Here is a 14,113-nt window from a genome sequence, read left to right on the forward strand (position 1 = left end):
TTAATAATAATGAGTATGTTTTTTTTGATTTTAAAATCATATTCACAAAATAAATATTTGACCAAAAATGGGATAACAGAATTTAAAGCTTCCGTAGAAACATTCGAACCAGTAGAAGCAGTAAATAATAACACAACTGTATTATTTAAAAGTAATACAAATGAGATTGCAATTTTACTTTTTTTAAAATCTTTTCATTTTGAAATTGCTTTGATGGAAGAACATTTTAATGAAAATTATATGGATTCAGATAAATTTCCAAAAGCAAAATTTAGTGGAAAAATTATTAATAAAAAAGATAAATATTTCATTAAAGGAAATTTAAATATTAAAGGAATTTCTAAAGAAGTAATAACAGAAATTGAATTTATTAAAGGGAATACAATAAAAATAAAAGGTTTTTTTGAAGTAAAACCATCAGATTTTAATATAAAAATCCCATCTATTGTAAGAAAAAAGATATCAGAAAAGATTAAAATAAACTTTAATTATGAACTTCAATCTAAAACATAAGGTTTTTTCTATTCTATTTATCATAATATTAGGTTCTATATTGTTTTTATTCCGACATGTATATAAAGAACATCAAAATATTGAAAATTTGAATCCAGATTATTTTGGTACTTATGAAGATTTTAAAATAAATCAAAACAATTATTGGGAAAATAAAATTATTGATATAGAAGGAAAATTAACTGAGAAAACTACAAATAGTATCATATTAAATAATCAAATTTTCTTTTTACTAGATTCAAATCAAAACACAAACTTTTTATCAATTGATGAAAAAATCAGAATAAAAGGTAGAGTAGTGGGATATGATGAATTATTAGAAGAATTAAAAGTTGACAAAGCAATTATTTTAAATAAATAAAAAATGAAATATAGAATATTATTGATTTTATTTTTATATATAATAAAATTAAATGCACAATCTGATTTATTAGATGAACTAGAATCAGAAACATTACAAGAAGAAAAAGATAAATTTTACTATCCAGCTTTCAAAGCTATGAAAATTGGAAATTTACAATCAACAAAAATAGCTTCCAAAAGAGATTTCTATTTATATGTATCTCATAGATTTGGAAGTTTAGAAGATGGTTTTGAAACTTTTTTTGGTTTTGATAATGCTAATACTAAAATAGAGTTAGTTTACGGATTTTTAGAAAATTTCCAAATTGGAATTAGTCGTGAATCAGTAAGGAAAACATATGCTGGATCATTGAAATTTAGATTATTAAAACAAAATGAAAAATTTCCATTTAATATTGTTTACTATAGTACAATTAATATTAACTCTGAATTAAAAAAAGAAAGATATCCATTACTTGATTTTAAAGATCGTTTAAGTTTTGCAAATCAAATTTTAATTTCAAATAGATTAAATAATTACATTTCTTTAGAATTAGCTCCGACGATTATTAGACAGAATCTCGTTTATGAACCATTTCAAAAACATGATCAATTTGCATTGGGAGCTGGGGGTAGAATAAGACTGAGTAAAAGAATGTCTTTTAATATTGACTATGTTTATAATTTTAGTAGACACGAAAAATCAATTTATAAAAATCCTTTAACTATTGGAATTGATATTGAAACAGGAGGTCATATTTTTCAATTATTATTTACAAATGCACAATCAACTAATGAACCTGGATTTATTTCAAATGCTGAAGGAAATTGGGAAGATGGTGATATATTTTTTGGATTTAATATTGTTAGAGTTTTCTAATCGTTTGATATATAGGTATATAGTTTTTAAAGCCAGATTTATAAATCTGGCTTTTTATTTTGCTCGAATTCGGCTTAATGTTTCTTGTGAAATTCCTAACATTGATGCTATATAACCAAGATTTGTTTTTAATACAAAATCTGGAAAATATTTTAATAATAAATCATATTTTTCTTTTGCAGTCATTATATAATATCCCTTATAAAAATCATCTAATGAACCAAAAAGATCTTGAATTAATTTTCTCATAAAAGTTTCTAACTCAGGATAATTTTTAAAAAGTGATTCCCATTCATCATGAGTTAAAGAGTAAACTTCAGAATTTTCAATTATTTCAATATATTCAGTAGCAGGAATTTGTTTAAAATAACTTGTCCATGCTGTAAAAAAAGTATTTTCTGGATAAATCCAATATGTGATATCTTTTCCTTTTTTATAAAAATAAGTTCGAGCCATTCCGGAATGTAAGAAAAAAAGTCGATTTGCAATTAAACCTTCTTTATGAATAACTGAACCTTTATTAAATTTTTGAATTTTACATTTATCTAAAATCTCTCTTTCAATATCTGGAGATAATTTTATATAAGAATTTATATAATCGATTATATTCATAGTTAAAATTGAATTCGGTTTTTAAGTACTTTAAATAAACTAGTAAAATATTATGTTCTATAATATATATTATGTTAAATAGAATTTTATGGCTTTATAGTCAAATTCTAATAATACCCTATTTTCCTTTTTTTTAGTATTTTTCGTTTTATATGAATTTGACCTAGCTAAATTAATTTAAATCTAGGTCAAATTCAACTACTCTGTTTTTTTTCTATAAATAAAAACTATATAATAATCATTATTTATATCAGTTTTATTAATAGTTTAAAAGATTGTTTAACTCCTCTTCAAATCTATTTTTCGCTAAATATTGTTTTTCTAAATTAGATGTAAAAGGAATTGGTGTTTCTAAGCTTGAAACTCTTTTTACTGGAGCATCTAAAAATTCAAAACAATTTTCTGTAATCATTGCTGACAAATCAGAACCTATTCCACCAAAACCTGTATCCTCTTGAAGAATAATAACTTTTCCTGTTTTTTTGACAGATTCATAAATCGTTTCTACATCTAATGGTTGTAAAGTTCTTAAATCTATTAAATCTACAGATAAAACATTATGTTTAATAGAATTAGTTTCTAAAGCCCAATGAACACCTGATCCATATGTAATAATTGTTAAATCATTACCTTCTTTTAATTTTACAGCTTTTCCAAAAGGAATTGTATAATATTCATCAGGAATTTCTTGATAAACTGAACGATATAAAGCTTTATGTTCAAAAAATAAAACTGGATTTGGATCTTCAATAGCTGTTGATAATAAGCCTTTTGCATCATATGGAAATGCTGGATAAACTACTTTTAATCCAGGAGTTTTTGTGAACCAAGCTTCATTTGTTTGAGAATGAAAAGGTCCAGCTCCAACACCAGCTCCACATGGCATTCTTAAAACCACATCTGCATTTTGTCCCCATCTATAATTTGATTTTGCTAATAAATTTACAATTGGATTAAAACCAGAAGTAACAAAATCTGAAAACTGCATTTCCATCACAGCTTTCATTCCATTTACAGATAATCCGTAAGAAGCTTCTACTATAGAAGATTCACAAATTGGAGTATTTCTTACTCTTTCTGTTCCAAATTTATCTAAAAAACCTTCGGTTATTTTAAACACGCCTCCGTAATCAGCAATATCTTGTCCCATAATAACTAAGTCATCATGTTTTTCCATAGATTGCTCTAAAGATTTTGAAACTGCATCAACAAATCGAATTTTAGATTTTTTATCATTTTTTGGATTTACTTCAATTGTAGAATAATCAAATTCTTTATAGACATCATTTAATTCATCTTCTAAGTTACCTTCGATTTGTTCTTCAGAAAAAGCAATTTCTAAATTTTCATTTATTTCCTTTTTTATTTCTTTTTTGAACTCTTCATTTTGTTCTTCAGAAATTACATTCTCTTCTAATAAAAACTTTAGATAATTTTCAATTGGATCTTTTTTAGCCCATTCTTCCATTAACTTTTTTGGTACATATTTAGTACCACTAGCCTCTTCATGTCCACGCATTCTGAAAGTTTTAAATTCCAATAAAATAGGTCTTGGATTTTTTCTTAAACTTTCAACCAGCTCGGATACTTTTGTATAAACTTCTAGAATATTATTTCCATCAATAATATGGCTTTCCATTCCATAACCAATTCCTTTATCAGCAATATTTTCACAATTAAATTGTTGAGATGTTGGTGTTGAAAGACCATAACCATTATTTTCAATACAGAATAAAACTGGTAAATTCCAAACTGATGCAACATTTAAAGCTTCATGAAAATCACCTTCACTCGTTCCTCCTTCACCAGAAAATACCGCAGTTACATTATTATTTTTTTTCAATAAATTTCCTAATGCAATTCCATCAGCAATTCCAAGTTGTGGACCTAGATGAGAAATCATTCCAACAATTTTATATTCTTGAGTTCCGAAATGAAATGAACGATCTCTTCCTTTAGTAAATCCATTTTTCTTTCCTTGCCATTGTGAAAACAATCGATGTAAAGGAATATTTCTCGTAGTAAATACTCCAAGATTTCTATGCATTGGAAGTATATACTCATCATTATGTAAACTAGAAGCTACACCAACAGAGATAGCTTCTTGTCCAATTCCAGAAAACCATTTAGAAATTTTACCTTGTCTCAGAAGAATTAGCATTTTTTCTTCTATTAATCTCGGTTTTAAAAGGGATTTATATAGTGATATTAATAAATCATCTGATATATTTTGACGATTATATTTCATTTAATTGTGTTCGTTTTTGGTTAATTTCCTAATTAATTTTAAATATTTAACTAATTTCAAAAATATGCAAATTATTATATAAAAATAAAAAAACCCTATCAAATTTGATAAGGTTTTTTTATTGAATTTTGTAGAAAGTATTACTGTTTAAAATTAAATTTCTCTAAAAATAGAGTGCATTAATCTCTTTTTGTCATTGATACTTTCTTCTAAAGAAATCATTGTTTCTGTTCTGATAACTCCATCAATATCATCTATTTGGAAAATGATATTTTTTGCATGATTTGTATCTTTTGCTCTAATTTTACAGAAAATGTTATACTTTCCTGCTGTAATATAAGCAATTGTTACGTTAGGAATTTTTCTTAAAGCAGCGATAACTTCTTTAGATTTTGATGTTTTGTCAATAAAAACACCAATGTGGGCGATAAATGAATATCCCATTTTCTCATAATCTAGAGTCAATGTAGATCCCATAATAATTCCTTCCTCTTCCATTTTTTTAACACGAACGTGAATTGTACCAGCTGATACAACTAACTTTTTTGCAATGTCAGTAAATGGAGTTCTCGCATTCTCAATCAATATGTCAAGAATTTGGTGATCGATTTCATCTAAAATATACTTCTTCATAATGAATTATTAATATTATAATATAATGTCACCACAAATTTAATTAAAAAATTAGAGAATAAACGCTAAAAAAATTACAAATAATTCATTTTTTTGTTAAAAAAAGAATTTTTCCTTCCATGTTTACCCTTTTATGAGCTAATTTTGAGCTGATTTCTGAGGATTTTACAATTGTTGAATATTTAATTAATTCACTATTTTTTATTTCATATTTAAAAATAATACCAATATTTTTAATAATATCACAATTATCATCTTCTAATTTAGCATTTTCATAAATTATATCCACAAATCTATCATCATTATTAGGAATTGAAAAATATTCTTCATAATTATTGAATATTTTTGAATTTGCTATATCAAAACAACCGATTAAAAGACTGTAAAAATTGTATTTTCGAGTTTTTTCTCTTTCGTAATCTTCTGGAAAATGTCCAGCTTCAATCAAAATTGTATTATGACCAAGCTTCTGAAAATTATCTCCGGTTGCTGTTGGATAAAATTCATCGGTATATCTTCCAACTTGATTTGGAATTAATTTTTGAAGAAATTGATTCATTTTTGAAATGACACTCATTGTTTCTTTTCTTCCATCTGTTAAAGTTCTTTCTTCATTAATTGAAGGAGCAAGAAATGAAATTGTTGCAGGATTTTCAGTTCCTTCGACATTAAAAATAGTTCTTTGATCATGAAGATTAAAACAAAATTTCGGATTGAAATCCTCTAATTCTTTTCGAAGTATTTTACTTTCAACACCTTTTAAATTAACAGCATCTCTATTTAAATCAATATTTTGTCTATTTACTCTAGTATAAACTTCTGCTCCATCTGGGTTTAACATTGGAATTATGGAAATTTCACAGTTTTCTAAAATTAAATCTCTTTCTTTTTCAAATCCATTAGGGTTTTCTAAAAAATGAAAAAAATCAAATAAAGCTTTAGTTCCTGTACTTTCATTACCATGCATTTGAGACCAAATTAAAATTTTCTTTTTTCCTGTTCCAATTTTAATTTTATAAATTTCTCTTTTTTCGAAAGATTCCCCTATTTTTTCAATTTCAAATTTTGGAGATAAATTTTTAATTAATGGCAAAATATCAGATTGTCTAATATATAATCCACTAATTGATTTTTCTTTATAATATTGATCGTAATTCGATTCTAATTTTTCTATATTCCAATTCATGATATCATTTCATATATAATACAAAGGTAATTATAAAAAAAAAGAGACTGTTAAAAACAATCTCTTTTTGTATGAAATAATATATTTTGTTAAATAATGAATTAGAACTTTAAATTCACATTTACATCAAATTCATCATAAATAAATTTATCTCCTAAGTTATCAAAGAAACTTTTAGACTTGTATTTGATACCATATTTTGTTCTATCAACTTTAATGTTTGCCATTGCAGAATTATTAGAAACAGTCATTTTAAAAGTATTAGGTTTTGTAATACCTTTAATAGTTAAATCTCCAGTTACTTGGTAATTTTTAGCATCAATAACTTTTACTTCAGTGATTACAAAATCAGCATTTTTAAAAGTATTTGTTGCGAAGAAATCTCCATCTTTTAAGTGAGCAACTAATTTGTCACCATATTCTCCTTGCATATCTGTACAAGTGATAGATTCCATATTAATTCTAAACTTTCCTCCTACTAATTTTGAGTTATCAAAAATTAAGTTTCCAGATTTTAAATCAATATTTCCTTCATGTTTACCAGTTACTTTATGACCAACCCACTGTAAACTACTTTTTGAAGTTTTGATTTCTTTTGTCTGAGCATTTATATTTAAAGTAACTAAAGCTACTAAAGCAAATACAAGAGTTTTAAAAATGTTCTTCATGTTTTTTCTATTTTATAATGTTTATCTACTTGCAAATGTAGATAAAAAATATTTACCATGGAAAATATTTTTTATTATTCTTCAAATAATGTATTTAATCTCACTGCAACTGCATGTTTATGAGCCTTTAAACCTTCCGCTTCTGCCATCAATTCTATCACTGGACCAATATTTCTTAAACCTTCTTTACTAATTTTTTGGAATGTAATCTTCTTAATAAAAGAATCGACACTTATACCACTATACATTTTAGCAAAACCGTTTGTAGGTAAAGTATGATTTGTTCCCGTAGCATAATCACCTGCACTTTCAGGAGTATATTCTCCTAAGAAAACAGTTCCTGCATTTGTGATATGATTTACATAAATATCTTCATTTTGTACATTTAAGATAATATGTTCAGGTGCATAATAATTAATGAAATTTATTTCGTCTTTAATCTGACTAAAATAGATCAGTTTAGAATTTTTCAACGATTTTTTTATTATCTCTTTTCGTTCAGTATTTTTTAGTTGATTATCAATTTCTACTCTAATTTCATCTAATTTTTGTAAACTATTCGAAATACAAATTACTTGACTATCCTCTCCATGTTCCAATTGTGAAAGTAAATCTGATGCAACAAAATTAGCTCTTGCACTTTCATCAGCAACAACAAGTAATTCTGATGGTCCAGTAGGCATATCTATTGCTGTTCCTATAGAAGAAGCAAATTGTTTAGCTGCAGCTACATATTGATTTCCTGGTCCAAATATTTTATGTACTTTCTCAATACTTTCTGTTCCTAATGACATTGCAGCAATTGCTTGTACTCCTCCAACTTTATAGATATTTGTGATTCCTACTAAATGAGCAGTGAATAAAATAGCCGGATGAATTTTTCCATTTTCATCTGGTGGTGTACATAAAACAATGTCTTCACAACCAGCTTCAATAGCAGGAATTCCCAACATTAAAATTGTTGAAAATAATGGTGCTTTTTGATTAGGAATGTAAAATCCAACTTTTTCAATTGGTCTTGGCTCTTGCCAACAATGAATTCCTTTAGAAGTTTCAATCACATCTTTTTCTAAAAGTTGATTTACATGAAACTTTCTAATATTATTTTTTGCGAAAAGAATTGCGGATTTCAATTCGTCACTTATTAATTCGATTGATTCACTAATTTCTTCTGCGCTTACCTTAAACTCAGCAATATCTGCTTTATCAAATAGTTTAGTAAACTTACGAATAGCTACATCTCCATCCTTATTGACTTCATCAAAAACTTGATGAACAATTTTTTCTATTTTATGAAAAGCAATTAATGGGCGCTTCGCAATTTCTTCCCATTGTCCAAATGAAGGATTATTAATTGTAACCATGATTCTTTTTGATTTATTATTAGTTAATAAATTTTTGAAAGCGTTACAATACAGTAATTATCGGGGTTAACCTAAATGGTAAAATAGGGTTTGTAAGGGATTTTTACAAACTTAGTAAAAAAATAAGAACTACAAAAAAAATCTTTAAAAAATTTGGAAACCTAACAATAATTTATTATAATATATAAAATAGTCCGCATTTATTTAACATTAGAGTTAAAGAAAATTTACACGATTTGTAAAAAACTATAATTTGTGATAAAATTATGAAGAATGTTTTATAATTTACATAAATCAAATACTTCTATTTATTTAATTTCAACTTCTAAATCTTTGTCCTCTACTTTTCTATTTTCAATAAAAAATATAGTAAATAACAATTAATAACAATTTGTTTTTTTTGAAAAGCTTTATTGTTATTTGAGACTGAATTTCTAATTTTGGGAAAAATTAAAAGAACATGCAACATATTATTGACAGATTTATAAAATACGTGAAGGTTGACACGCAGTCAGACCCAAATAATCCAGAGTTTCCAAGTACGCAAAAGCAATTCGACTTAGCTCATATGTTAGTGGAAGAATTAAAAGAAATTGGAATGGAAGATGTGACGCTTGATGAAAACTGTTATATCATGGCAACACTTCCATCTAATGTGGATTATGAAGTTCCAACAATTGGTTTTGTAGCACATATTGATACAAGTCCAGATTTTACAGGAACTAATGTAAAACCACAACTTCACCCAAACTATGATGGTAAAGATATTGTTTTAAATGAAGAAGAGAATATCGTTTTATCACCGGATTATTTTGAAGACTTATTATTATATAAAGGTCAAACTTTAATTACAACAGATGGAACAACTTTATTAGGAGCTGATGACAAAGCTGGTGTTACGGAAATTGTTTCTGCGATGGAATATTTAATTCAAAATCCAGAAATCAAACACGGAAAAATCAGAATCTGTTTTACACCTGATGAAGAAGTTGGAAAAGGAGCACATATGTTTGACGTTGAGAAATTCGATGCAGAATGGGCTTATACAATGGATGGAAGTCAAGTTGGAGAATTAGAATATGAAAACTTTAATGCAGCTGGAGCAAAAGTTACTATTAATGGTAAAATTGTACATCCAGGTTACGCAAAAGGAAAATTGATTAATTCTATGACAATTGCTGCAAAATTCATCGCTGCTTTACCAGCAAATGAAGTTCCTGAGCAAACTACTGGATATGAAGGTTTCTTCCATTTACATGGGATGAATGGTGAAGTTGAGAAAACGGAATTAAAATATATTATCCGTGATCATGACATGAAACTTTTCGAAGAAAGAAAAGCTTTATTCCAAAAAGTAGCAGATGATCTTAATGCAGAATTAGGTAAAGATCTAATTGAGGTTGAAATTAAAGACCAATATTATAATATGCGTGAGAAAATTGAGCCAGTAATGCACATTGTAGATATTGCAGAGGAAGCGATGAAAAAATTAGACATCAAACCTTTAATTAAAGCAATTCGTGGAGGAACTGATGGATCTCAACTTTCTTATAAAGGATTACCTTGTCCAAATATTTTTGCAGGAGGACACAACTTCCATGGAAGATATGAATATGTTGCAGCAGAGGCAATTCAACAAGCAACAGATGTAATTGTGGAAATCGCACAAATTACAGCTGAAAGATATAACAAATAATATTTATTAAAATGAATAGAGAACTTTTACTAGCATTAGCAGAAAAATACGATAGTCCATTATACGTTTATGATTCCGAAAAAATCATAAAACAATACAAACGCATAACCAAAGCATTTTCTAAGGTGAAAAAGCTCAAGATAAATTATGCAACAAAGGCATTGTCAAATGTTAGTGTATTAAAAGTTTTCAAAAATTTAAATTCTGGTTTAGATACAGTTTCTTATCAAGAAGTTCTTCTTGGTTTGGAAGCTGGATTTAAACCAGAAGATATTATTTTTACTCCAAATGGAGTTTCTCTTGAAGAAATTGAATTAGTTGCAAAACTTGGTGTTCAGATTAACATTGATAATTTATCAATATTAGAACAATTTGGTCACCACTACCCTAACATTCCTGTTTGTATTCGTCTGAATCCGCATATTATGGCTGGAGGAAATTCAAAAATTTCTGTTGGTCATATCGATTCTAAATTTGGAATTTCTATTTATCAGGTTCCACATATTAAAAGAGTTGTTGAAAACACAAATATGACAATAAACGGCGTGCATATGCATACAGGTTCCGATATTTTAGATATTGGTGTTTTCTTACAAGCTTCTGAAATTTTATTTGATGTGGCGAAACAATTTCCAAATATTGAATTTATCGATTTTGGTTCAGGATTTAAAGTTCCTTATAAAGAAGGAGATATTTCCACGGATATTGAAGAACTAGGAAAAGAGCTTTCTAAAAGATTTAATGAGTTTTGTGAAGAATACGGTAAAGATGTCACTTTAATGTTTGAACCGGGGAAATTCTTAGTTAGCGAAGCTGGTTATTTTTTAGCAAATGTGAATGTTGTAAAACAAACAACTTCTACTGTTTTTGCTGGAATTGATTCTGGTTTTAATCATTTAATTCGTCCGATGATGTATGATGCTTACCATCATATTTCGAATATTTCAAATCCAAAAGGAAAAGAAAGATATTATTCGATTGTAGGATATATATGCGAAACAGATACTTTTGGTTCAAATAGAAAAATCAATGAAATTCGAGAAGGAGATATTTTATGTTTCAACAATGCTGGAGCATATTGTTTTTCGATGGCTTCTAATTATAATTCTAGATTTAGACCAGCAGAAGTTTTGATTTACAAAGGGAAAGATTACTTAATTCGAAAACGAGAAAATATAGAAGATATTCTGAAAAATCAGATTTCTATTGAAATATAAAATATAAATCCTTCTTTTAAAGAGGGATTTTTTATGATTGTAAAATACTAAAAATTGCTGTTTTTTTGTTAAATTAATTAAAGAGAAATGAAACAGTTTATGCTTAAAATAATTTTAGTTTTAATATTAGTTGTTGGGATTTTTATACAATTTATTCTTCCAAGGTTTATAACACAACTTCGAATTTCAGATTTAGAAGAAAAAAAGGCTTTGTTACATAAATTAAAAAGTAAATTTAAATTTCATTCATTTGATAATAAGATTCTTACTGGAGAAATTCATTTTTCAAAAACTAAAGAAGCGAAGGGAACAATTATTTTATTACATGGAATTCGTTCTGGTAAAATGATTTTTACATTTATTTCCAAATTTTTAAATCAAAATGGATTTAATACAGTTGCTTTAGATTTAAGAGCGCATAATGAAAGTCAAGGTAGATTTTGTACGTTTGGTGTAAAAGAAAAAATAGATGTCCATGTTCTTTTAAATTATTTAGAAAAAGAATATGAATTAAAAGATAATATTGGAATTTGGGGAAAATCTTTAGGAGCTGCGGTTGCTTTACAAACTATGGAAATCGATGATAGGATTCAATTTGGAATTATCGAAAGTACTTTTACTGATTTTAGGCAAATTGTTCATGATTATTTTAAACGTAATACAGGATTTGATATATATCCTTTGACGGAATATTTAATTTATAGATCAGGTAAGATTTCTGATTTTAATCCAGATTTATCTAAGCCAAATAAATCTTGTAAAAATATAAATCAACCAATTCTAGTTGTACATGGTGGAAAAGATAAAAGAATAAAAATTGAATATGGAAAAGCAAATTTTAAAGCATTAAAAAATCCATTAAATGAGTTTTTAGAAATCAAAGATGCAAATCATGTAAACCTTTGGGAAGTAGGTGGACAAAATTATTTAAACGAAGTTTTAAAGTTTATTTTAAAGGTTTCAAAGGATTCTGAAATTGAAAAAATTACAGCATAAAAAAAGGAGCTTAATTGCTCCTTTTCTTTTTATTTTAAAATCATTTTACCGATTTTGTCACTTTTCTTTTTAGAAGAATAAATGATAAATTCTTTTGGACTAACTTTATAGAAAATTCCAGGACGTAATGTCAATTGTTTTTTGTCTTTACCGTCTTGATCAATTCTTTTAGCATTTCCGTTTTCATCAAAAATAAATGCCGTTGGAACTGCTGTTTTATAGTTTGTCATTCTTTTGATATCTTTTATTTCAGTTACTCCTTTATTTTTAGGATTATCATTGAAAATAACAATTAATTTTCCGTCGGTATAAACAGGAATAGCACTTAAATATTCAGGTCCTTCTCCTGCAACACCTAATGGTAATTCAATTCCCGCAGAAACTGTTACAGAACCAGAAGCAGCAATCATTCCTAAACCAATTCCAAAAGCAGTATAAGCTCCTCTTTGTTCTTTTGGAACAACATTCGCCCATGCTACAGTTCCATCAGGATTAAAGCTAGTTACAATAATTTCATTGTCATTATGAATAAAAGATTGTGCAGACATTGGTCCAATTCCACTTTTTTTAGTAGCTGCTACTAAATGATATTCTGCTAATAAAATTAATCCTCCATCCTCTTTTTCAATAATACTGTGTGTTCTATAAAGTGGTTTTACATCTTTTCCTTTTTTAGCTCTTCTTTCTCCAATTAATTTAATTTTTGTTGCTAAATCAAATTCGTTGAATTTTAAATTTTTAACTTCATTTGAAGAAACATCAATTTTAGCATAATAAATTCCTTTTAATTCTTTATTTGCTTTTCCATTTTTTCTTACACTTGAATAAAAACCAACTAATTGAACTTCATCATTTGAATTTGCTAATAACTCACAATTAATTACTTCTTTATTTGTGAAATTAATATTAACCTCTTCTTTCTTATAGTTATTTGAAGCTTTATAAGAGTGTAAGTTGAATTTTTCAATATTTTTCTTTCGTTTACGATCTCTATAACTCTCATTAATAACTAAGAAAAAGTCATTTTTATAATTTACATCATAATCTTGAATAGAAAATTCTAATCCTTTTCTATCTTTAAAAGGAACTTTATTTAAATTCGAAGCAATAACATTTAAAGTTTTACCTAATAATTTAACTTCATATTGAATCACTTCTTCTTTATCAAATAAAGTAGCATGTAAAACTAAAATACTTTCTCCATTTGGAGATTTACGGAAATAGAAATTTCCTTTTTCACTTTTTTTAGTAACCTTAGTTTTGAATAAATCAATTCTGTTTCCAGAAACTTTTCCATCTTTAGAAACTAGGTATCCAAATAAATTATATTGTTTTTCTTTTTTATCAAAAGAACTTGCAAGGATATATACATTTTCACCTAAAACAACTAGTCTTCGGAATTTTGTTTTATACTTTTTAAAATCATCAAGAACTATTTCATTTGTAGAAAGAAGTTCCATTTTATCAGAATTAAAAACTTTAATGAAAAATTTCTTTTTCTTTTTTGAAAGTGTATAAATTCTGTCAGATGTTTGACCAGAAATTTTGATGATTTGATCTTTTCCTTGATCGATTTCAGCTCCATGTTGAAAAGAGATATTTCCGAAATCATTTTGCGCAAAAATACTTGTAAAACTAAGGAAACATAGCAATACTAATAATGTAATTTTTTCCATTTTAATTTTTAAAATTTTGGCAAAAGTATAAAAATATATCAATTTCAATTAGAAATATTCTACGTTTTTACTGGGAAATATA

Annotated in this window: 13 protein-coding genes; 6 read left to right on the plus strand and 7 right to left on the minus strand. The window is 26.6% G+C overall.

Going from position 1 to position 14,113, the window contains the following annotated elements:
* Positions 1-9: 9 nt before the first annotated feature.
* From I1A51_RS07985 to I1A51_RS07995, 3 genes are read left to right on the plus strand one after another with little or no spacing between them, the layout of a single operon-like run.
* On the plus strand, positions 10-513 hold the full coding sequence (locus I1A51_RS07985) for a YceI family protein (protein ID WP_231373990.1): 504 nt from the start codon (positions 10-12) through the stop codon (positions 511-513).
* A complete protein-coding gene (locus tag I1A51_RS07990; RefSeq protein ID WP_196892816.1) occupies positions 491-874 on the plus strand; it encodes a hypothetical protein in 384 nt (127 codons plus the stop codon). Before I1A51_RS07985 ends, I1A51_RS07990 begins: the two co-directional genes overlap by 23 nt.
* A 3-nt stretch (positions 875-877) precedes the next feature.
* Positions 878-1,735 carry a DUF5777 family beta-barrel protein gene (locus tag I1A51_RS07995; RefSeq protein ID WP_196892819.1) on the plus strand — a complete coding sequence of 286 codons (858 nt, stop codon included), beginning with the start codon at positions 878-880 and terminating at the stop codon, positions 1,733-1,735.
* A 54-nt stretch (positions 1,736-1,789) separates the two neighbouring features.
* Here the strand turns inward: I1A51_RS07995 and I1A51_RS08000 are convergent, their stop codons facing one another.
* The 6 genes from I1A51_RS08000 to hisD all read right to left on the minus strand — a co-directional run bounded on the left by I1A51_RS08000 (position 1,790) and on the right by hisD (position 8,446).
* Entirely contained in the window at positions 1,790-2,347 is a 558-nt protein-coding gene (locus I1A51_RS08000; protein ID WP_196892822.1) for a Crp/Fnr family transcriptional regulator, read from the minus strand.
* 259 nt (positions 2,348-2,606) lie between these two features.
* On the minus strand, positions 2,607-4,595 hold the full coding sequence (locus tag I1A51_RS08005) for an alpha-ketoacid dehydrogenase subunit alpha/beta (RefSeq protein WP_196892823.1): 1,989 nt from the start codon (positions 4,593-4,595) through the stop codon (positions 2,607-2,609).
* Between the two features lie 153 nt (positions 4,596-4,748).
* Positions 4,749-5,228 carry an Lrp/AsnC family transcriptional regulator gene (locus I1A51_RS08010; RefSeq protein ID WP_196892825.1) on the minus strand — a complete coding sequence of 160 codons (480 nt, stop codon included), beginning with the start codon at positions 5,226-5,228 and terminating at the stop codon, positions 4,749-4,751.
* An 85-nt stretch (positions 5,229-5,313) separates the two neighbouring features.
* A complete protein-coding gene (locus I1A51_RS08015) occupies positions 5,314-6,414 on the minus strand; it encodes a M14 family zinc carboxypeptidase (RefSeq protein WP_196892828.1) in 1,101 nt (366 codons plus the stop codon).
* A gap of 101 nt (positions 6,415-6,515) precedes the next feature.
* Positions 6,516-7,082 (minus strand): YceI family protein, encoded by a 567-nt coding sequence (locus tag I1A51_RS08020; protein ID WP_196892831.1) that lies wholly within the window; start codon positions 7,080-7,082, stop codon positions 6,516-6,518.
* A gap of 74 nt (positions 7,083-7,156) precedes the next feature.
* Positions 7,157-8,446, minus strand: coding sequence for a histidinol dehydrogenase (gene hisD / locus I1A51_RS08025; RefSeq protein WP_196892833.1), 1,290 nt, complete (start codon positions 8,444-8,446; stop codon positions 7,157-7,159).
* Between the two features lie 460 nt (positions 8,447-8,906).
* Between hisD and pepT the strand changes: the two genes are divergently transcribed.
* From pepT to I1A51_RS08040, 3 genes are all read left to right on the plus strand, one after another.
* A complete protein-coding gene (pepT, locus tag I1A51_RS08030; RefSeq protein WP_196892836.1) occupies positions 8,907-10,142 on the plus strand; it encodes a peptidase T in 1,236 nt (411 codons plus the stop codon).
* A gap of 11 nt (positions 10,143-10,153) precedes the next feature.
* Positions 10,154-11,359, plus strand: coding sequence for a diaminopimelate decarboxylase (lysA, locus tag I1A51_RS08035; RefSeq protein WP_196892838.1), 1,206 nt, complete (start codon positions 10,154-10,156; stop codon positions 11,357-11,359).
* 99 nt (positions 11,360-11,458) lie between these two features.
* Positions 11,459-12,355, plus strand: coding sequence for an alpha/beta hydrolase (locus I1A51_RS08040; protein WP_196892841.1), 897 nt, complete (start codon positions 11,459-11,461; stop codon positions 12,353-12,355).
* A 29-nt stretch (positions 12,356-12,384) separates the two neighbouring features.
* On the opposite strand, the gene I1A51_RS08045 is transcribed toward I1A51_RS08040, so the two are convergent.
* Positions 12,385-14,031, minus strand: coding sequence for a hypothetical protein (locus tag I1A51_RS08045; RefSeq protein WP_196892844.1), 1,647 nt, complete (start codon positions 14,029-14,031; stop codon positions 12,385-12,387).
* Between the last annotated feature and the right edge of the window lie 82 nt (positions 14,032-14,113).

The organism is Aureivirga marina, assembly GCF_015767265.1.
Lineage (GTDB): Bacteria > Bacteroidota > Bacteroidia > Flavobacteriales > Flavobacteriaceae > Aureivirga > Aureivirga marina.